This is a genomic window from Streptomyces sp. NPDC002181 (assembly GCF_042890485.1).
In the GTDB taxonomy this organism is placed as follows: Bacteria; Actinomycetota; Actinomycetes; order Streptomycetales; family Streptomycetaceae; genus Streptomyces.
This window is the reverse complement of record NZ_JBIASC010000005.1, coordinates 207416-227660: the sequence shown is the minus strand read 5'-3', so window position 1 is coordinate 227660 and position 20245 is coordinate 207416. Positions and strand designations below refer to the sequence as shown.

The following is a 20245-nucleotide window of genomic DNA, read 5'->3' as shown; positions in this document are numbered from 1 at the left end:
AGTGGACGAGCCTGTGGACGGGGATTCTGTCCACAGGCTGTGGATGAAGCTTGCGCACAAATCCACAGGGGGCTGACCAGTGCTGATGGTGCCTCATCCCGCACCCCTGTGGACAGATTGTGGGTGACGGAACCCGTCCCCAGGCTGTGGACGGAAGAAAGTCGGGGAATCTGTGGATGAGTTGCTCCACAGGGGGCGTATTCGAACAGGTCAGGGGCGCGCGTACGGGAAAGGGCGCCCCCGAAGTACCCCGGGAGCGCCCTCTGGAAGCGTTTGAAAGGGCCCGTCCGAGCCCGCCGGCCCGGCCGAGAGGCCCCCGGCTCAGCCGTTCTTGATGCGGTTGGTGAGCTCGGTGACCTGGTTGTAGATGGACCGCCGCTCCGCCATCAGGGCCCGGATCTTCCGGTCCGCGTGCATGACCGTGGTGTGGTCCCGGCCGCCGAACTGCGCCCCGATCTTGGGCAGGGAGAGGTCCGTGAGCTCCCGGCACAGGTACATGGCGATCTGCCGCGCGGTGACCAGGACGCGGCTGCGCGAGGAGCCGCACAGGTCGTCCACGGTGAGCCCGAAGTAGTCCGCGGTGGCCGCCATGATGTCCGTGGCCGTGATCTCGGGGGCCGAGTCCTCGCCACCGGGGATCAGGTTCTTGAGGACGTCCTCGGTCAGGCCGAGGTCGACCGGCTGCCGGTTCAGGCTCGCGAAGGCCGTGACCCGGATGAGCGCCCCCTCCAGCTCGCGGATGTTGCGCGAGATGCGGGAGGCGATGAACTCCAGTACCTCCGGCGGGGCGTTGAGCTGCTCCTGTACGGCCTTCTTGCGCAGGATCGCGATACGGGTCTCCAGCTCGGGCGGCTGGACGTCGGTGATCAGGCCCCACTCGAAGCGGTTGCGGAGCCGGTCCTCCAGGGTGACGAGCTGCTTGGGCGGCCGGTCGGAGGACAGCACGATCTGCTTGTTGGCGTTGTGGAGCGTATTGAAGGTGTGGAAGAACTCCTCCTGCGTCGACTCCTTGCTCGCGAGGAACTGGATGTCGTCGACGAGCAGGATGTCCATCTCGCGGTAGCGCTTGCGGAACGCGTCGCCCTTGCCGTCGCGGATCGAGTTGATGAACTCGTTGGTGAACTCCTCGGAGCTCACGTAGCGCACGCGGGTGCCGGGGTAGAGGCTCCGCGCGTAGTGGCCGATGGCGTGCAGAAGATGCGTTTTGCCCAGCCCCGATTCCCCGTAGATGAAGAGGGGGTTGTACGCCTTCGCGGGCGCCTCGGCGACGGCCACCGCGGCGGCGTGCGCGAAGCGGTTGGACGCGCCGATGACGAACGTGTCGAACAGGTACTTGGGGTTGAGCCGGGCGGTGGGCTCCAGCGGGCCCGAGGTCGAGCCGCCCGAGGGGGCGGGCGCCGCGGGCCGGCCGGGCGCCTGGCGCGGGGCCGGCTGCTCGTACTGCTGCTGTTCGTATTGATGCGACTGATGGGGCTGCTGGGACTGGCGGGGCTCGTACGGCTGCTGCTCGTACTGCTGCTGTTCGAAGGAGCCCTGCTCGTAGCCGCCGGAGTCGGACTGCTGGAGGTAGCCCGGCTGGGGAGAGGCGTAGGGGTCGCGCTCGGGGAAGCCGCCGAGGCGCGGCTGCTGCCAGCCGTAGTCGTCCTGCTGGCCGCCCCGGGGCCAGGAGCCGGGCTCGGGGCGCGACTGCTGGTAGTCCGGGTAGGCGGGGCGGGCGGTCGGGAGCTGGTCGTCGGAGGGGCCGCCGGGGCCGGTGTGGCCGCCGCGCTGGTTGCCGTACGGCTCGTACCCGTCGGAACGCTGCTGCGCGGCCGCGGGCAGGGGCGCGGGTTCGCCGGCGGAGTCGTCCACGGTGATGGCGATGCGGATGGGGCGGCCGCACTCACGGCTGAGCGCATCGCTGATCAGCGGGGCGAGCCGGCCTTCCAGGACGCGCTTGCCGTATTCGTTGGGGACGGCGAGCAGCGCGGTGTCGGCGACCAGTGCCAGGGGCTGGCAGCGCTCGACCCACTGCTTGTCCTTGGGCTCGATGGCCTGCTGTCCCTCCCCGAGGAGCTTCTCGAGCACCCTTGGCCACACTGCGGCAAGATCGGCAGGTACGTCAGCCACAGAGCACGCTCTCTCACAGGGGTCCCACGAATGTGTGGTTCTTTGGGACGGTCGGGACAAAAAAACCGGGATCAGACAACGGTAGTCAGGCCGACGGGTACGGTTCAAGTCGTTGTCCACAGCCTGTGCACAGTGTGGGGGCACGTCGCCTCGGTTTGACCGGATGGCGTAGCCGCGCGTACCGTAACGAGGTCGAGTTGTCGATGGCTGCTGCCGCCTGCCTACCGATGGGCGAAGATCACCTTTTGTGATCGTTTAGCGGTGCCACTCGGGCGAACACGCGAGTTTCCTCGTGGGCGCACGGTGACAGCCAGGCGATGTCCCGCCACAACGATTCATTCTCTGGAGCCCCCGAGTGAGCAAGCGCACCTTCCAGCCGAACAACCGCCGTCGTGCCAAGACCCACGGCTTCCGTCTCCGGATGCGTACCCGTGCCGGTCGCGCGATCCTGGCGAACCGCCGTGGCAAGGGCCGCGCCGCCCTTTCCGCGTAACAACGCGCAGGTCGTGACGTCGTGCTGTCTCCCGAAAATCGGCTGAGGCGGCGCGAGGACTTCGCGAGCGCGGTACGACGAGGTCGGCGGGCAGGTCGCCCGCTTCTCGTCGTCCACCTACGTACAAGCGGTGCAACGGACCCGCACGAGCCGGGGGAGATCGATCCCTCGACGCGTGCGGGTTTCGTCGTCAGCAAGGCCGTGGGTGGCGCCGTCGTCCGTAACCGGGTGAAGCGCCGTTTGCGCCATCTTGTCCGGGGGCGGCTCTCCCAGCTGCCCGCCGGTAGCCTGGTGGTGGTGCGGGCTTTGCCCGGAGCGGGTGACGCCGGTGCCGACGAACTGGCCCGGGACCTGGATGCCGCCCTGACGCGGCTCCTGGGAGGCGTGGCTCGATGAAGTACCCGCTGCTCGCATTGATCAAGCTGTACCAGTGGACCATCAGTCCGCTGCTCGGGCCGGTGTGCCGTTACTACCCCTCGTGCTCGCACTACGGGTTCACGGCCATCGACCGGCATGGTGCGGTGAAGGGGACGGTCCTGACCGGCTGGCGGATCCTGCGGTGCAACCCGTGGTCCGCCGGTGGTGTCGACCATGTCCCACCCCGTAAACGCCCGCGTTGGCACGAGCAGCTGCGCAGTGCGTTGCGTAGATCTCGCAATGCTCAAGGAGCCTGATTAGTGGACACGATTGCCAGTCTGTTCAGCTTTATCACCACGCCCGTCTCGTGGGTCATCGTCCAGTTCCACAGCCTGTACGGCGCGATCTTCGGGCCGGACAGCGGTTGGGCCTGGGGCCTGTCGATCGTGTCCCTGGTGGTCTTGATCCGCATCTGCCTGATCCCGCTCTTCGTGAAGCAGATCAAGGCGACGCGCGGTATGCAGGCGCTCCAGCCGAAGATGAAGGCGATCCAGGAGCGCTACAAGAACGACAAGCAGCGCCAGTCCGAAGAGATGATGAAGCTGTACAAGGAGACGGGTACCAACCCGCTCTCCTCGTGCCTTCCGATCCTGGCGCAGTCCCCGTTCTTCTTCGCGCTGTACCACGTGCTCTCGGCCATCGCCAACGGCAAGACCATCGGCGTCATCAACGAGCAGCTGCTGGCCAGCGCCCGCCAGGCGCACATCTTCGGCGCCCCGCTGGCGGCGAAGTTCACGGACAGCGAGGAGAAGGTCGCCGCACTCGGCGCCTCTCTGACCGACGTCCGGATCGTGACTGCGATCATGATCATTCTGATGTCGCTGTCGCAGTTCTACACCCAGCGTCAGCTGATGCAGAAGAACGTCGACCTCTCCGTGAAGACGCCGTTCATGCAGCAGCAGAAGATGCTGATGTACATCTTCCCGCTGATCTTCGCCTTCATGGGCATCAACTTCCCCGTCGGCGTCCTCGTCTACTGGCTGACCACCAACGTGTGGACCATGGGCCAGCAGATGTACGTGATCAACCAGAACCCGACCCCCGGCAGCAAGGCGCAGGACCAGTACCTGACCCGTCTGCTGAAGCACGTCTCCACGCACGGCGACGTCAAGGGCCGGGGCAAGAAGAAGATCGTCGCCGCGATCGTGGCCAAGGGCCCGGACCGCAACGACAACGAGCGCAAGTTCATCGCGGCTCTCACGAAGCAGGGTCTGGCTGCGCAGGCGGACGGGTCTGTGATCAAGAGTGCCGAGGCCACGGCCGATTCGGATGCGGCGAGCGGCGGTGCCGCCAAGCGGCAGCAGCCGAAGCGGCAGTCGAAGTCGCAGCGCCAGACGCCCCCCAAGCCCTCTTCCAAGAAGTAAGAAGGAGTCCCTCCCGTGACGGAAGGCACCACCACCGCCGCCGCTGAGAGTGGCGACACCCTGACCCGCCTTGAGCAGGAGGGTGAGATCGCGGCCGACTACCTGGAGGGTCTGCTGGACATCGCCGACCTGGACGGGGACATCGACATGGACGTCGAGGCCGACCGGGCCGCGGTGTCGATCGTCAGTGACTCGGCCGGGCGGGATCTCCAGAAGCTCGTGGGCCGCGACGGTGAGGTCCTGGAGGCTCTGCAGGAGCTGACTCGCCTCGCCGTGCACCGTGAGACCGGGGACCGCAGCCGGCTGATGCTGGACATCGCGGGCTTCCGTGCGAAGAAGCGCGAGGAGCTGGCGGCGCTCGGTGCCCAGGCGGCGGCGGACGTGAAGGCATCCGGTGAGCCGCTGAAGCTGGCGCCGATGACGCCCTTCGAGCGCAAGGTCGTCCACGACGCCGTGGCGGCTGCCGGTCTGAAGAGCGAGTCGGAGGGCGAGGAGCCGCAGCGCTTCGTCGTCGTGCTCCCCGCCTGACCGCAAGCCTGAGTGTTCGGCCCCGTCTGTGTCGCAGGCGGGGCCGATGTTTGTCAGCCTGGCAGTGCCGGCCTGGGCGGTGCCAGTTCGAGCAGTGCGTTTTCAACGATCCATGCGGTACGGAAGGACGGTCCCCGTGACGGAGGCAGCGGAGCTTCCCCCGGCGCCTGAAGAGGCGCGCGCGGTGTTCGGCGAGTTTTTCCCGGAAGCTGTGCGGTATGCGGAGCTGCTGGCGGACGCGGGGGTCAAGCGCGGCCTGATCGGCCCGCGTGAGGTGCCGCGGTTGTGGGAGCGGCACCTGCTGAACTGTGCGGTGCTCTCGGAGGTGGTGCCCGAGGGCGTCACCGTCTGCGATGTCGGCTCGGGCGCCGGCCTGCCCGGTATTCCGCTGGCTCTGGTGCGGCGCGATCTGAAGATCACGCTCCTGGAGCCGCTGCTGCGGCGGACGACCTTCCTCCAGGAGGCCGTGGAGCTGCTGGGTCTGGATCACGTCACGGTGGTGCGGGGCCGGGCCGAGGAGATGCTCGGCAAGGTGCAGCCGGTACACGTGGTGACGGCACGGGCCGTGGCTCCGCTGGACCGGCTGGCGGGCTGGGGCGTGCCCCTGCTGCGTCCGTACGGGGAGATGCTGGCACTCAAGGGCGACACCGCCGAGGAGGAGCTGGTGGCGGCGAAGACCGCCCTGGCGAAGCTGGGTGTGGTGAAGACCTCGGTGCTCCAGGTGGGTGAGGGCGTGGTGGATCCCCTGTCCACGGTGGTCCGAGTGGAGGTCGGAGAAAGCCCCGGCGGGGTGAGGTTCGCGGCCAAGCGGGCTAAGGCGGCTCGTACCAGCCGGACCCGTCGGCGTCGCTGATTTCCTGGGCGTTGAGCCCTATAGGTATGGATTTCGGAGTGTCGTAGCGGCCCGAAGACCCTGTCCGGGCACTGTCCGGGCATCGTGTTTCACGTGAAACGTCGCTCTCTGCTGCACGGAATCATCAGCCGCGGCCGTGCGGCCGCGTCCCCTCGGCACCGTAAGGGCGAAGGGGGGACGGAGTTGTCCACAACGGTGGATTCATCCACAGGAGTACGGGCCCCGCTGGTTCGCGACCCGGGTGTCATGGCAGGCTCTGTTCATCGCGAGCCTGATGCCGAGGAGAGTGACACCGTGCGGTCCGACGCCAACCTCGCGGGGCCGATGGCCGACCCGGTCCCCGGTCCCCGCTCTGAACCAGCGGGCGACGATGTTTCACGTGAAACATCGTCGCCCCTTGTAGACAACGACACGCCCATCGGCCGTGCTGCCCAGATGGCGGTCGAGGCCCTGGGGCGGGCCGGCGAGGGGCTTCCCCGCCCGGCTGAGACCCGGGTCATCGTGGTCGCCAACCAGAAGGGCGGCGTGGGCAAGACCACGACGACCGTGAACCTGGCGGCCTCCCTGGCCCTGCACGGCGCGCGCGTCCTGGTGGTCGACCTCGACCCGCAGGGCAATGCGTCCACAGCGCTGGGCATCGACCACCACGCGGATGTGCCCTCGATCTACGACGTGCTCGTGGACAGCCGGCCGCTGCTGGAGGTCGTCCAGCCGGTGGTGGACGTGGAAGGGCTCTTCTGTGCCCCGGCCACGATCGACCTGGCGGGTGCGGAGATCGAGCTGGTGTCCCTGGTGGCTCGCGAGAGCCGGCTCCAGCGGGCCATCCAGGCGTACGAGCAGCCGCTGGACTACATCCTGATCGACTGCCCGCCCTCGCTGGGGCTGCTGACGGTGAACGCCCTGGTGGCCGGCGCTGAGGTGCTGATCCCGATCCAGTGCGAGTACTACGCACTGGAAGGCCTGGGTCAGCTGCTCCGCAATGTCGACCTGGTGCGGGCCCACCTGAACCCGGCACTGCACGTGTCGACCATCCTGCTGACGATGTACGACGGCAGGACCCGGCTGGCCTCGCAGGTGGCGGAGGAGGTGCGCACCCACTTCGGCAAGGAGGTGCTGCGCACGAGCATCCCGCGTTCGGTGCGCATTTCCGAGGCGCCGAGCTACGGCCAGACGGTGCTCACCTACGATCCGGGTTCGAGTGGTTCTCTCTCCTATCTGGAAGCGGCGCGTGAGATCGCGCTGCGGGGGGCCGGAATTTCGTACGACGCCCAGCACGCCCATCTGGGCGCGGGCATGAACAGCACGCAGAGTGTGGCGGAGGGGATCCAGTGAGTGAGCGACGTAGGGGTCTGGGGCGGGGGCTCGGCGCGCTGATCCCCGCCGCTCCGCAGGAGAAGACGCCGCCGGTGATCGGTGGCGGTTCGACGTCTCCGTCGGCGGTGCCGACGCTGCCTTCGGAGCGCGGGGTCGCGGCGGCGAAGCTGGCTTCGCTGGCGCAGGCCGATGTTGCACTGGGGGCACCCCCACCGGTGGCGATGACCGCGGTGGCGGTGGCCGATGAGCCGGAAGCGGTGGAGCCCGAGGCCAATGTGGTGGCCGGGGCGACCTTCGCCGAGCTTCCGATGGACTCGATCACGCCGAACCCGCGGCAGCCCCGTGAGGTGTTCGACGAGGACGCGCTGGCGGAACTGGTCACCTCCATCCAGGAGGTGGGCCTGCTCCAGCCGGTGGTGGTGCGGCAGTCGGCCCCCGGCCGCTACGAGCTGATCATGGGTGAGCGTCGCTGGCGGGCCTGCCGCGAGGCCGGGCTGGAGCGCATTCCGGCGATCATCCGGGCGACGGACGACGAGAAGCTGCTGCTGGACGCGCTGCTGGAAAACCTGCACCGGGCGCAGCTGAATCCTCTGGAGGAGGCGGCCGCGTACGACCAGCTGCTCCAGGACTTCAACTGCACGCACGACCAGCTGGCGGACCGGATCGGACGTTCGCGTCCGCAGGTGTCCAACACGCTGCGCCTGCTGAAGCTGTCGCCGCCGGTCCAGCGCCGCGTGGCCGCGGGTGTGCTGTCCGCCGGTCACGCGCGGGCGCTGCTGTCGGTGGAGCACTCCGAGGCGCAGGACAAGCTGGCGCACCGGATCGTGGCCGAGGGTCTCTCGGTGCGTGCGGTCGAGGAGATCGTCTCGCTGATGGGCTCGGAGCCCGAGGGACCCGTGAAGCCGAAGGGCCCGCGGGCCGGTGCCCGGGTGGCTCCGGCGCTCAGCGAACTGGCGACGCGGCTGTCGGACCGGTTCGAGACGCGCGTGAAGGTGGATCTGGGTCAGAAGAAGGGCAAGATCACCGTCGAGTTCGCCTCGATGGAGGATCTGGAGCGGATTCTGGGGACGCTGGCGCCGGGCGAGGGCCGGGTGCTGGAGCAGGGTCTGTCCGGGGAGTGAGTCCCCGGCCGCCGAGGGGCGGATCGTGCCGGTGCGAACCGGTGCGGTCCGCCCCTTTGCCTTGTCGCGGTTTCGCCTGATTCGGGCTGTGGATACGATGCGCTCATGGGGCGTCGGTTGGTACCACTCACGCTGGACAACCTCCAGGATCTGCCTCGGCGTTGCCGGTCCTGCGTGTTCTGGGAGTTGGATCCCGTCAGTGGTGAGGCCGCAGTCAAGGCGGGGACTCCGGCGCTGGAGAAGGAGGCGTGGATCTCCGCCGTCCTGCTCGACTGGGGTTCGTGCGGCCGCGTGGTCTACGTGGACGAGGTCCCGGTCGGATTCGTGCTGTACGCGCCGCCGGCCTACGTACCGCGGGCCGCGTCCTTCCCGACGAGTCCGGTCTCCCCGGACGCGGTGCAGCTGATCACGGCGTGGATCATGCCTGGCTATCAGGGGCAGGGCCTGGGACGGGTGATGGTGCAGACGGTGGCAAAGGACCTGCTGCGGCGTGGGTTCCGGGCGATCGAGGCGTTCGGAGACGCCCGCTGGGAGGGTCCTGCCTGTCTGCTGCCGGCGGACCATTTGCTGGCCGTGGGCTTCAAGACGGTACGGCCGCATCCCGCGCACCCGCGACTGCGGCTTGAGCTGCGCTCGACGCTCTCGTGGAAGGAAGACGTGGAGCTCGCGCTGGACCGGCTGCTCGGAGCGGCGCGCAAGGAGCCCGCGCTGCGGCCGCTCTGATCCCTGCACTCTGTGCTCGTGATGTGAGAACGGGGCCGCCCCTGTGAGGGGCGGCCCCGTTTCACGTGAAACGTTCCCGGCCATCGCCGGGCGGAGGTTCCGGCTGTCAGACGGCCTTGGCCTGGATGAAGCCCTCAAGGTCGCGGAGGATGGCGGCCTTCGGCTTGGCACCGACGATGGTCTTGGCGACCTCGCCACCCTGGTAGACGTTCAGGGTCGGGATGGACATGACGCCGTACTTGGCGGCAGTGGCCGGGTTCTGGTCGATGTTCAGCTTGACGATCTCGATCTGGTCGCCGTACTCGGCCGCGATGGCCTCCAGCGAGGGGGCGATCTGGCGGCACGGGCCGCACCACTCGGCCCAGAAGTCCACCAGGACGGGCTTGTCGCTGTTGAGGACCTCGGCGTCGAAGTCGGCGTCGGTCACGTTCTTGAGGGTGCCGGCCACTGCGGCCTCCTAATTCTTTCCTGCGGGTGTGGGGTGGGGGGTAGGCGAGGGGTCAGACCGTCGCGTGAGCCTTCTCGGCGTCCGCGAGAGCGGAGAGGAAGCGCTCGGCGTCCAGAGCCGCGGAGCAGCCGGTGCCCGCAGCGGTGATGGCCTGACGGTACGTGTGGTCCACGACGTCTCCGGCGCCGAACACGCCGGTGAGGTTGGTGCGCGTCGAGGGGGCCTCCACCTTCAGGTAGCCCTCCTCGTCGAGCTCCAGCTGGTCCTTGAACAGCTCGGTGCGCGGGTCGTGGCCGACGGCGATGAAGAGGCCCGTCACGGGCAGCTCGGAGGTCTCACCGGTCTTGGTGTTGCGCAGGGTCAGACCGGAGAGCTTCTGCTCGCCGTGGATCTCGGCGACCTCGCTGTCCCAGGCGAACTTGATCTTCGGGTCGGCGAAGGCGCGGTCCTGCATGGCCTTGGAGGCACGCAGCGAGTCGCGGCGGTGAACGATGGTGACGGACTTGGCGAAGCGCGAGAGGAAGGTGGCCTCCTCGATCGCGGTGTCGCCACCGCCGACGACGGCGATGTCCTGGTCCTTGAAGAAGAACCCGTCACAGGTCGCGCACCAGGAGACACCGCGGCCGGAGAGGGCATCCTCGTTGGGCAGCCCCAGCTTGCGGTGCTGGGATCCGGTCGTCACGATCACGGCCTTCGCGCGGTGCACGGTGCCGGCGGTGTCGGTGACGGTCTTGATGTCACCCGTGAGGTCCACGGACACCACGTCGTCCGGAACGAGCTCGGCGCCGAAGCGCTCGGCCTGGCCGCGCATGTTGTCCATGAGGTCCGGACCCATGATGCCGTCCTGGAAGCCGGGGAAGTTCTCGACCTCGGTGGTGTTCATCAGTGCGCCACCGGCCGTGACCGCGCCTTCGAAGACCAGCGGCTTGAGCGAAGCGCGTGCGGTGTACAGGGCGGCGGTGTAGCCGGCCGGCCCGGAACCGATGATGATCACGTTTCGTACGTCGCTCACGGGTTTCTTCCTCGTCTCTGTGGACTGCACGCTGCTTGCCGAAGGGGCCGGTGTGTTGTCTCACCCCACCCAACGGATCCTACGGCGCATGCATTCCCCGCCCGCTCCCTCGCGGACGCGAAGGTGTCAGCTTCGAGGATATGTCCTGGTCAGCAATGGTTTGTCGGGGGTGGTCGATGAGGTGCCCGTGCACTCGGCGCCCACGAGGTAGGCATCCACACGGGCGGGGTCGCCGGGGTGCGGCAGGACGAGGAGGTAGACCTCGGCGCCCTGGTAGCTGCCCCGTTCGGCCGCGAGCGGGCTGTCGGCGCGACCGGTGGCGTTCTGGACACAGGCCGGTACGGAGGAGGCGGTCGTGCGGTTGCCATCGCCGGGGGCCAGCTTCGGGGACGGCGTGGTGTTCTCCAATCCGTACGTGTTGTTCTGCTGCTCCTCCTGCGGGACGGCTTTGGCGCCCGGTCCGGCGGCCATGAGCCGGCGCACGTTGTCCTGGAGGCCCTGCGCGGTGTACGTGCCGTCTGCGGGCGCCTCGGCTGTCGCACTGGTCGCGGATCTGCGGGCGGCGGTGTCCGGGGAGCCGGTCCCGATCAGGTTGCCCGCGAGGAAGACGCCCAGGGCGCAGGCGGCCGCTCCGGCCAGGCCGGCGATGACGGCGATCCGGCGACGGGCGCGCCGGCGCCCGGGACCGGTTGCTCCGGCCGGGTGACCGGCGGGCCGCCGCGTCTCCGGACCCGAGGGAGCGGCAGGCGATGTTTCACGTGAAACATCGGAGGGCGGGGTGGTCTCCGCTCGGGGGGCGGTGGAGTCGAGGAGGGCTTCGGCGGCGAGGGCCGCGTCGATGCGCCCGGCGATGTCGGAGGGCATCCGGGGCGGCCCGGGCAGGGTGCCGAGGAGTCCCCGGATCTCCTCCAGGGAGGCGAGGACGTCGGCGCACAGGGGGCAGTCGCCCAGATGGCGGCGCACCTCGGCGGTCCGGACCGGGGAGAGGAGCCCTTCGGTCAGGTCGGAGATCTCCGAGACGTCAGGGTGCCGGATCGTGCCGGTTGCGGGAGTCACGTTCGTCCACCTCCACCCTTCACCGTGTCTGTGTCTGGGGCCGGCTGACTGGAGCCTGCCGCTGGTGGGACGGGTGTCCCCGGCGTCCGGTTCCTTCCCCGCTCGGCCTCGGTGTTATCCCCGGCATTCGAGCGCAGATGAGTGAGCATCGGAAGGAGTTTCGCCCGGCCGCGCGCGCACCGGCTCTTCACGGTGCCGGTGGGGACGTCGAGGACGCGGGCGGCCTCGGCGACGGGGTATCCCTGCATGTCGACGAGGACCAGAGCGGCCCGCTGTTCGGCCGGGAGCGTGCCGAGGGCGGCCAGGAGCTGCCGGTGGAGGTCCTGGCGCTCCGCGGGTGCCTCGGCGGACTCGTGGGGCTCCAGGAGGCGCTCCAGGCGCTCCGTGTCGTCGATGGGCGAGGTCCGGCGGGAGGCGGCCTTGCGGGCCCGGTCGAGACAGGCGTTGACGGTGATGCGGTGCAGCCAGGTGGTGACGGCCGATTCGCCGCGGAAGGTGTGGGCGGCCCGGTAGGCGGAGACGAGGGCGTCCTGCACGGCGTCGGCCGCTTCCTCACGGTCGCCGAGGGTGCGTAGGGCCACGGCCCACAGCCGATCGCGGTGGCGCCGTACGAGTTCCCCGAAGGCATCGGGATCACCGGCGGCGTGCAGGGCCAGCAGCTCCTGGTCGCTCCGCTCGTCTCCCCTTGGTGACTGCATCACACCTCCCCTCCGGAAGGGAGCGTACGGGTCGGGCGGGACGAATACGAGGGACCGCCGCGCAGTCGGCGCAGCGGCCCCGTATCGGTGGCGGTCCGGCCCTACTCGGCGGTGCCGAGCACCTTGATCTCGTTGATGCCGCCCCGGTAGCCGCCGCTCGAATCGGAAGGCAGCGCTGTGATGTGGATCACCAGGTAGCGGGTCTTCAGCGGGGTCTCCAGAGTGGTCTTCAGGTTCTTCCCCGCGGTGGTCAGCTTGACGACCTCGTGGGAGAAGTCCGAGAGGGAGCGCGCCGAAGCGGCCTCCGGGGAGGCGGCCCGGACCTCGACCTTCTGCCCCGCCGCATACATGTCGATGTCGAGGCCGGCCACGTCCTGGACGCTGCCGAGGTCGACGATGATCCCGCTGCCGTCGTCGTAGCTGTCCAGGTTGCCGAAATTGGCGTAGCCGTAGAACACCTTGGTGACCCAGGCGGTGTCCGGGTTGCCGTCGGCGGCCTTGTGCGCGTCCTCCGACTTGATCGGCTCCTTGCCGAAGGCGGTGGCGTCGCCGATGTTCAGGGGCTTGCCGGGGGTGGTCGGCTTGGCCCCCTTGGAGGCGTCGCCGGCCTTGGGCTGCTGGTTGGAGCCGTTGCTGCCGGTGTCGCCCTTGACGTGCTCCAGGAGGGTGTCGGCGAGCTGCCAGCTGCCCAGGCCCAGGGCGGCGATGAGCAGGGCGGCCACGCCCCACTTCAGGACGCGACCGGTGCGGCTCTGCAGCGGGGGCGGCGGCACGACGACGGACATCGTGTGGCCGCCCGGGGCGCCGGGATGCGTCTGCGGACGGCCGTAGCTGCCCTGCTGGTAGGTGGTGTGCTGGTACTCCGGCGGAGCGGTGAAAGCGGGCTCGGGCGGCCGGATGCGCGGCATCGCGGCGACGGCCTTCGCCAGCTCCTCCGGGGTGGTGCAGGGCGGCTCCTGACGGGAGGCGGTGGCCCCCTCGTTGGCGAGGGCGCGCATGGCGAGCTCGCCCAGTCCCCGGTGCACCCCGGCACGGACCTGGTCGGGTGCGATCAGGCCGACGCCCTTCGGCAGGCCGGTGAGCCCGTACGCGTCGTCCTCGTACGGCCAGCGCTGGGTCAGGGCGGCGTACAGGAGCGCGCCGATGGCCTCGGTGTCCGCGCGCTGCGGGGTGTCGCTGGTGATGCCGCGCAGGGCGGCGTTCACGGCGAGCCCGCGGATGCGGTACTGGCCCGTGGAGGTCCGCAGTATGGCGCTGGGCGTCAGCCGCAGGTGGGCCAGGCCCTCGCGGTGGGCGGCGGCCATCGCCTGGGAGACCTGGGTGACGAGCTGGTAGGCCTCGTGGGGTTCCAGGGGGCCCGCTGCGAGGATCGCGGTCAGCTCGGTGGCGTCGGGCAGCCACTCGTGGACGACGTAGACGAGGTCGTTCTCCTCGACGGCGTCGAGGACGTGGACGAACCGAGGGTCGCCGAGCAGGGCGGAGGAGCGGGCCGCGGCCAGGACGGCCCGGGCCCGCGGGTGGTCGGCGGGCAGCAGGTGGACGCCCACGGCACGGCGCAGCTTCTCGTCCATGGCGCGCCAGCTGCTGAATCCGTCCAGACGGGTGACGCACTCTTCGAGGCGGTAGCGCCTGGCGAGCTTGTGGCCGCTGTGGAGTTCGGGGGCGGCAGCAGGGGCCGCTTTTCTGCGTTCGCCGTCCTTTTCTGGCATGGGTCCGTCCGCGGCTCGTCCGTTCTGGGTGTCCACCCCGTCGGCCGTGGCCTGCGCCGCATCTGCGGCCGGCGGCTCATTGCCGCCGTTGTCGGCCACGTCGACGGCAGCCGTGCTACGTTCCGCCACCGTCGTTCCTGCCTCCCCATCCGTTACGCGCTGTCGGCCAGTCTGCGAAGCCATGCCAATTGTGCCCACAGTCCGGCGCTATGCACGACACGCGAGGGGGTCCGACGGTTGTGCGCATCAGCGACCCATACGGCCGCGGACCATTCCGACCATGGCGTTGAGCTCCTCGATGCGCATCCGCTTGGCCGCCACGAGGAAAACGGCGGCCAGTGCGACTCCGCCGGCGGCCAACGCCGCGAGGGAGCCGGTGACTCCGCTGCCGAGCCACTGGGTGACCGCGTAGGCGGCCGCGCCCGCCACGGCGGCCGCGGGGACGCAGGCGCCGGTGAGGCGGGCGTAGGTGCGCATCACGTGGGCACCGTCGAGGTCGCCGCCCAGCCGGTTGCGCAGGCGCCGCCAGGCGACGCCGACACCGGCGGTGTAGCCGAGGCCGTAGGCGGCGGCCATGCCGACGACGGCCCAGCGTGCGGGGAGCACGAAGAACGCGGCGGTGGAGACGGCCGCGTTGACGCCGGCGACGATGACCGTGTTGTAGAAGGGCGTCCGGGTGTCCTCGTAGGCGTAGAACCCGCGCAGGACGACGTACTGGACGGAGTACGGGATGAGTCCGAGGCCGAAGGCCATCAGGACGTAGCCGATGTTCTGGGCGCCGGATCCGGAACCGGCGTACAGCAGCGTGGCCATGGGGACGCCGAGGGCCAGGAAGGCGAAGGCGCAGGGCACGATCGCGACGGCCGAGGTGCGCAGCCCGTAGGAGATGTCGTCGCGGACGGCGGCGGCGTCCCCGTCGTGGGCGGAGCGGGAGATGCGCGGCAGCACCGCCGTCATGACGGAGACGGTGATGATGGCCTGCGGCATCTGCCACAGCAGCAGCGCGTAGTTGTAGGCCGTGATGCCGGTGCCGGGGTGGCCCTGCTTCTCCGCGACGGATCCGGCCCAGGTGGCCAGCTGCGTCACGACGACGAGGCCGACCTGGTTGGCCAGGACGAAGAAGAAGGTCCACTTGGCCAGCCGGGCCGCCTTGCCGAGGCCGTGGCCCCGCCAGTCGAAGCGCAGGCGCGGCCGGAAGCCGGCGTCGCGCAGGTAGGGCAGCATCGCGAGGGCCTGGACGGTGAGGCCCAGGAGAGTGCCGAGGCCCAGCAGGCGGACGCCCTCGGCGGTGACGGTGGTCGCGTTCACACCGGAGGTGGTGAAGCCGCCGAAGGCCCAGATGAACGCGCCGAACGTGGCGATGACGACGATGTTGTTGAGGACGGGGGTCCACATCATCGCGCCGAACCGGCCGCGTGCGTTGAGGATCTGACCGAGGACCACGTGCACGCCCATGAAGAACATGGTCGGCAGGCAGTAGCGGGCAAAGGCGACCGCGACGTCCATCTGCTGGGGGTCGGACGCGAGCTTCGGCGACATCATCGTGATGAACACCGGTGCCGCGAGGACGCAGATGGTGGTGATGGCGGCCAGCAGCACGACGACGAGCGTCAGGAGGCGGTTGGCGTAGGCCTCGCCTCCGTCGTCGTCCTGCTTCATGGCCCGCACCAGCTGCGGGATGAAGACGGCGTTGAGCGCGCCGCCGCCGACCAGCACGTAGATCATCGTCGGCAGGGTGTTGGCGATCTGGTACGTGTCGTTGAACGTGCCGACGCCGATGGCGCCGGCGATGACGAGCGTCCGCAGGAAGCCGGTGATGCGGGAGACGATCGTGCCGGCGGCCATGAGGGCGCTGGACTTGAGCAGGCTGGAGGCACGGCCGGCGGGCTTGCTCGGCGCGGGCGCGGCGACGGGGGCGTCCTCGGCGGGGGTGCCGGGAGTGCCCTGCTGGTCGCGGTAGAGGTGCGCGAAGGCGTCGGGCTCGGGCTTCTCGTCCGCCGCCTTGGTGACCAGGGAGTCCACCCCGACGAACTGGGTGGTCGTCGCGTGGTCGCCGTAGGGCAGGTGCCGTGAGGGCCCGTCCGGCTCGGGCGGCGGGGTCTGGGCCCAGACGTGCGGGTCGGGTGCGTGTGCGGGGGCCTGAGGGGCCGCGTAGAGCGGCCCGGGCTCCTGGTAGGTGCCGGGCGGCGGCGGAGGGTGCGAGGCCCGGTCGTAGAGGACCTCGGCGACGGGGTCCTGGGCCGACAGGTCCTGGGACCGGTACGGGTCGTAGTCGTAGGCATCCTCGACGTACGGGTCACGGTCCGGTGCGGGCGCAGGCGCGGGGACCTGCCCGGCCACCGGGGTGCCCGGGGCAGTGCCCTGGTAGGGCGCGGGCCCACCAGTGCCCTGCGCGCGGTCACCGTCGTACGGCGCGTTCATCGAAACCCCACCTCATCGTCCCCAGGCCGACCGGCCACGGCATCGCTCAACGGTCCACTGTCTCACCCGTGCCGGACGGCCCGGTGCTTTGCGCTCCGGTGTCCGGGGTCCCGTCACTCGGCTGCGTGCTCTCCTCGGCCGCCGCCCGGGCCGCGACGCGCTTGCGGCTGGCGTACATCTTGATGCCCGCCAGGACGAGAAGGAGGACGCCGCCGGCGATGACGAGCATGACGGTCGGAGTGATCTCGGTGGCCTCCACGGTGAACTTGCGGGCCTTGCCGTAGGGCACGCCGTCCGTGGTGAAGAGCTGCGCGGTGACCTCGACGGGGCCGCTCGCGGTGGCGTTGGCGGTGAACTTGACCGTCTGGCTGTGTCCGCCCGTGACGGTCACTTCCTGCTCGGCCTGGCCGCTGTCGCCGAACATCAGGCGGGTCGGGTTGGCCGACTTCACCCGCAGGACGAGGTTGTGGACGTCCTGGACGAGGCTGTTCTGGACGCTGACCGGGATGGTCGCGCTGTGCCCGGACAAGGTGGCGTCGGACTTGGGGACGACCTTGACCTTCTCGGTGAGACCGATCAGGTACTCCTGCACCTGGTCCCGGTAGAGCCGGCCCTCGTCCGGGCGGCCGCGCCAGGAGGTGGACATCTCGCGATTGGTGGTGTTGCCGAAGGGGATCTCCACGCGGTCGGGCGCGCTGAGGATCACCTTGAAGTGGTCCAGGGTGTTCTGGGTGGTGCGGATCTTCTCGAACGCGGAGACCGGGAGTTCCGTCTTGCGCAGCGCCTCGGGGTACTGGCCGGCGCCCGGGACCTGGGTGTTGACGCCCGCGTCGGGCTTGGCCGCGGCTGCCGCGTCGAGGTCGGCCGGCTGGGTCCAGCGGCCCGCCTGCAGGCCCCGTACGGCGGCCGCCATCGTCTGCGCCTGGCTGGTGGTCGGCATCCGCTGCGGGGTGACGACGAAGCTGCGCTGGCTGTCGGTCTTCTGGAGGTTCAGGGCGAGGCTCTGGGCGAGGAAGCGCTGTACGGCCAGCGTGGCGTCCCCGGCGTTCAGCATGTCGCCCTGGAAGGCGGTCGACAGGTCGGCGTCGGCGACGACCGCCGTGGTGCCCGCGCCGATGGGACGGGCCGCGGAGGGCGTGTAGCCGAGGGCCCCCGTCTCCTGGAGGCTGTCGCTGCGCGTCAGGACGTTGTGGGCGCCCGCCGAGGTCGCCACGTTGACGATCGACGGGTCGATGGCACCGTCCAGGGGCCAGGAGAAATCGGTGGACGGGGTGACGTGCAGGACGGTCTCCACGGCCTGCTTCGCCTTGTCCGTGGCGGGCCGCAGCTGGCCCAGGGTGCCCGAGACGTCCTTGCCCTGGTGGGCCAGGGAGGCGATGTCGGGGTCGGCGAACGGCAGCGCGACGATCTTCTTGCCCTGGACCGCGGCTTCCAGGGAGCTCAGCCACTGCTCGGCGACGGCCTTGTTCTTGCCCTGGACGATCCGGCCGTCCGGTGTGCGGTACCGGTAGCCCTTGGTCATGGCGTCGACCGTGTAGAGCAGGTCGGGGTCGATGACCCAGGTGACGGGCAGGTCCTTGCCGAGGGCGACCATCTGCTGGAGGCGCCCGCCGGGCTTGAGCTCCTCGGCGAGGGAGTCGTCGAGGAAGACGGGGGTCTGGAGCTCGTCCGAGCCGGTCTCCGCCGTCAGCCGCGTGGTGGAGATCAGCGGCCACAGGTACGTGAGCTGGGAGCGCTTGGCGGCTGCCTCCGGCTGCCAGGGCAGGAAGGTCCGCTTGATGCCGAGCACCTGCTCGTACTGGCGGCTCTCGGTCTCTCCGGACAGCGAGACGCCGAGCTGGTAGACGCCGTCCTTGTCCAGCTCCAGCTTGTTCACGGGAACGGTGAGGGTGAAGTCCTGCTTGACCTTGGACGGCAGCGAGGGGATCTTCACGGCATACGCCGGGTCGATCTCACCGGGATCCGTGCCGGCCCGGAACCCGGCGCGTTCCGCCGCCTCGTCGATGGAGGCCCGGTCGCCCAGGGCGGGCCCCACCCGCAGGCCCACGTGCGCGCCGGTGATCGTCTCGCGGCCGTTGTTGACCACGCTGCCGGAGATGGTGAGCGTGTCGCCCTTGACCGGGGCTGCCGGGGCCATCCCGTCCAGCTGAACGTCGACGGTGCCCGCCTCCGCAGCCTGGGCGGCCTGTGGGGCGGGCGAGTACACCAGAGCGGCGAGCACCGGGGTCCCGGCGAGCAGGACGACTGCGCGCCGCAGCCAGCGGCGCCGGGCAGGTGCGGGGGGTGCCCCCTGGATGTCTGCCGCCTCGGCCACGCGCTAGCCCGTCCCTCGAAGTGTCAGTGGTCGTCGTTTGTGCGTCCACGCATGGTAACGAGACCCGCTGTGCGCGAGTGCCGCGCCTTGCTCCACATGATCGGGGCCGGGCCGGCGGCGCCGTATGCCGGGGCGGCCGTAAAGGCGGAAGCCCCCGCCGGGCTGGGCACGTACCCTTTTCTGTTGTGCCGAACGCCAACGAAGACAACCCCAGTGCCCTGAGTCAGGTGCAGCTCCGCGCAGTCAGTGAACTGCTGCGGGTCGCCCCTGTCGCCGACGAGCTCGGCCGCCGGTTCCAGCAGGCCGGCTTCCGCCTCGCCCTCGTCGGCGGGTCCGTACGCGATGCGCTGCTCGGGCGTCTCGGCAACGACCTCGACTTCACCACCGACGCCCGGCCCGAGGACGTCCTGAAGATCGTCCGGCCGTGGGCCGACTCGGTCTGGGACGTCGGCATCGCCTTCGGCACGGTCGGAGCCCAGAAGGATGGCTTCCAGATCGAGGTGACCACGTACCGCTCGGAGTCCTACGACCGCACCTCGCGCAAGCCCGAGGTCTCCTACGGCGACTCGATCGAGGAGGACCTGGTCCGCCGCGACTTCACCGTGAACGCGATGGCGGTCGCCCTCCCGGAGAAGGAGTTCGTGGACCCGCACGGGGGCCTGGAGGACCTCCAGGCGGGCGTTCTGCGCACTCCCGGCACCCCGGAGGCCTCCTTCTCCGACGACCCGCTGCGGATGCTGCGTGCGGCGCGTTTCGCGGCCCAGCTCGACTTCGAGGTCGCCCCCGAGGTCGTGGCGGCCATGAAGGCGATGTCGGACCGGATCGAGATCGTCTCGGCGGAGCGGGTGCAGGGCGAGCTGAACAAGCTGCTGCTGTCCGCGCACCCGCGCAAGGGCCTGGGCCTGCTCGTGGACACCGGGCTGGCCGACCACGTGCTGCCCGAGCTGCCCGCCCTGCGGCTGGAGAGTGACGAGCACCACCGGCACAAGGACGTCTACGACCACTCGCTGATCGTCCTGGAGCAGGCCATCGCGCTGGAGCACGAAGGCCCGGACCTGGTGCTGCGGCTGGCGGCCCTGCTCCACGACATCGGCAAGCCGCGCACCCGCCGCTTCGAGAGCGACGGCCGGGTCTCCTTCCACCACCACGAGGTGGTGGGCGCGAAGATGACCAAGAAGCGCATGACCGCGCTGAAGTACTCGAACGACATGGTCAAGGACGTGTCCCGGCTGGTGGAGCTGCACCTGCGCTTCCACGGCTACGGGGACGGCGAGTGGACCGACTCCGCCGTGCGCCGCTACGTCCGCGACGCCGGCCCGCTCCTGGACCGTCTGCACAAGCTGACCCGGTCCGACTGCACCACGCGCAACAAGCGCAAGGCCAATGCCCTCTCCCGCACCTACGACGGCCTGGAGGAGCGCATTGCGCAGCTTCAGGAGCAGGAGGAGCTCGACGCCATCCGGCCCGACCTGGACGGCAACGAGATCATGCAGGTCCTGGGCGTCGGTCCCGGGCCGGTGATCGGCAAGGCGTACGCGTTCCTGCTGGAGCTGAGGCTGGAGAACGGCCCGATGGAGCGTGACGCAGCGGTCACCGCACTCAAGGAATGGTGGGCGGCGCAGGCCTGAACCGTGGTCGGCCGGGTCGATGTTTCACGTGAAACAT

17 protein-coding genes and 2 pseudogenes are annotated in these 20245 nt (G+C 69.8%); 10 read left to right on the top strand and 9 right to left on the bottom strand.

Annotated elements, in window-relative coordinates; translation table 11 throughout:
• Positions 1-321: 321 nt before the first annotated feature.
• Both dnaA (ACFYXV_RS16060) and dnaA (ACFYXV_RS16055) read right to left on the bottom strand, forming a co-directional pair.
• A pseudogene (dnaA, locus tag ACFYXV_RS16060) lies at positions 322-1458 on the bottom strand (chromosomal replication initiator protein DnaA); the annotation flags it as partial.
• Between the two features lie 149 nt (positions 1459-1607).
• A pseudogene (dnaA, locus tag ACFYXV_RS16055) lies at positions 1608-2109 on the bottom strand (chromosomal replication initiator protein DnaA); the annotation flags it as partial.
• 355 nt (positions 2110-2464) lie between these two features.
• On the opposite strand from dnaA (ACFYXV_RS16055), the gene rpmH reads away from it, so the two are divergent.
• The 9 genes from rpmH to ACFYXV_RS16010 all read left to right on the top strand — a co-directional run bounded on the left by rpmH (position 2465) and on the right by ACFYXV_RS16010 (position 8922).
• Entirely contained in the window at positions 2465-2602 is a 138-nt protein-coding gene (rpmH, locus tag ACFYXV_RS16050) for a 50S ribosomal protein L34 (protein WP_008741645.1), read from the top strand.
• A 21-nt stretch (positions 2603-2623) separates the two neighbouring features.
• On the top strand, positions 2624-2998 hold the full coding sequence (gene rnpA / locus ACFYXV_RS16045; protein WP_389383172.1) for a ribonuclease P protein component: 375 nt from the start codon (positions 2624-2626) through the stop codon (positions 2996-2998).
• On the top strand, positions 2995-3276 hold the full coding sequence (yidD, locus tag ACFYXV_RS16040; protein WP_078613072.1) for a membrane protein insertion efficiency factor YidD: 282 nt from the start codon (positions 2995-2997) through the stop codon (positions 3274-3276). The genes rnpA and yidD overlap by 4 nt, the downstream gene beginning before the upstream one ends.
• 3 nt (positions 3277-3279) lie before the next feature.
• Complete coding sequence (yidC, locus tag ACFYXV_RS16035; RefSeq protein ID WP_383336994.1) at positions 3280-4383, top strand: membrane protein insertase YidC; 1104 nt, start codon at positions 3280-3282, stop codon at positions 4381-4383.
• A gap of 15 nt (positions 4384-4398) precedes the next feature.
• Entirely contained in the window at positions 4399-4911 is a 513-nt protein-coding gene (locus ACFYXV_RS16030; RefSeq protein WP_266786761.1) for a R3H domain-containing nucleic acid-binding protein, read from the top strand.
• Between the two features lie 112 nt (positions 4912-5023).
• Entirely contained in the window at positions 5024-5764 is a 741-nt protein-coding gene (rsmG, locus tag ACFYXV_RS16025) for a 16S rRNA (guanine(527)-N(7))-methyltransferase RsmG (protein WP_037835282.1), read from the top strand.
• 246 nt (positions 5765-6010) lie between these two features.
• Positions 6011-7096, top strand: a complete 1086-nt coding sequence (locus tag ACFYXV_RS16020; protein ID WP_385473592.1) for an AAA family ATPase — start codon at positions 6011-6013, stop codon at positions 7094-7096.
• Positions 7093-8199, top strand: a complete 1107-nt coding sequence (locus tag ACFYXV_RS16015; RefSeq protein WP_389383171.1) for a ParB/RepB/Spo0J family partition protein — start codon at positions 7093-7095, stop codon at positions 8197-8199. Before ACFYXV_RS16020 ends, ACFYXV_RS16015 begins: the two co-directional genes overlap by 4 nt.
• 105 nt (positions 8200-8304) lie before the next feature.
• Positions 8305-8922, top strand: a complete 618-nt coding sequence (locus ACFYXV_RS16010; RefSeq protein WP_383336984.1) for a GNAT family N-acetyltransferase — start codon at positions 8305-8307, stop codon at positions 8920-8922.
• A gap of 106 nt (positions 8923-9028) precedes the next feature.
• Here ACFYXV_RS16010 and trxA read toward each other — a convergent pair whose 3' ends face one another.
• The 7 genes from trxA to ACFYXV_RS15975 all read right to left on the bottom strand — a co-directional run bounded on the left by trxA (position 9029) and on the right by ACFYXV_RS15975 (position 18580).
• Positions 9029-9370 carry a thioredoxin gene (trxA, locus tag ACFYXV_RS16005; RefSeq protein ID WP_385473587.1) on the bottom strand — a complete coding sequence of 114 codons (342 nt, stop codon included), beginning with the start codon at positions 9368-9370 and terminating at the stop codon, positions 9029-9031.
• 52 nt (positions 9371-9422) lie between these two features.
• Entirely contained in the window at positions 9423-10382 is a 960-nt protein-coding gene (gene trxB, locus ACFYXV_RS16000; protein WP_359170007.1) for a thioredoxin-disulfide reductase, read from the bottom strand.
• Positions 10383-10508: 126 nt separating this feature from the next.
• Positions 10509-11438: an anti-sigma factor family protein gene (locus tag ACFYXV_RS15995; RefSeq protein ID WP_385473584.1), complete on the bottom strand. Its 930-nt coding sequence runs from the start codon at positions 11436-11438 to the stop codon at positions 10509-10511.
• Complete coding sequence (gene sigM / locus ACFYXV_RS15990; protein WP_389383170.1) at positions 11435-12136, bottom strand: RNA polymerase sigma factor SigM; 702 nt, start codon at positions 12134-12136, stop codon at positions 11435-11437. Before sigM ends, ACFYXV_RS15995 begins: the two co-directional genes overlap by 4 nt.
• 101 nt (positions 12137-12237) lie before the next feature.
• Entirely contained in the window at positions 12238-13974 is a 1737-nt protein-coding gene (locus ACFYXV_RS15985) for a protein kinase family protein (protein ID WP_385473578.1), read from the bottom strand.
• A gap of 117 nt (positions 13975-14091) precedes the next feature.
• Positions 14092-16266: a murein biosynthesis integral membrane protein MurJ gene (gene murJ / locus ACFYXV_RS15980; RefSeq protein ID WP_385473575.1), complete on the bottom strand. Its 2175-nt coding sequence runs from the start codon at positions 16264-16266 to the stop codon at positions 14092-14094.
• 46 nt (positions 16267-16312) lie between these two features.
• Positions 16313-18580: a DUF6049 family protein gene (locus tag ACFYXV_RS15975; protein ID WP_389383169.1), complete on the bottom strand. Its 2268-nt coding sequence runs from the start codon at positions 18578-18580 to the stop codon at positions 16313-16315.
• 185 nt (positions 18581-18765) lie between these two features.
• Here ACFYXV_RS15975 and ACFYXV_RS15970 point away from each other — a divergent pair, with 185 nt between their 5' ends.
• Positions 18766-20208 (top strand): CCA tRNA nucleotidyltransferase, encoded by a 1443-nt coding sequence (locus ACFYXV_RS15970; protein ID WP_385473569.1) that lies wholly within the window; start codon positions 18766-18768, stop codon positions 20206-20208.
• Positions 20209-20245 lie beyond the last annotated feature (37 nt).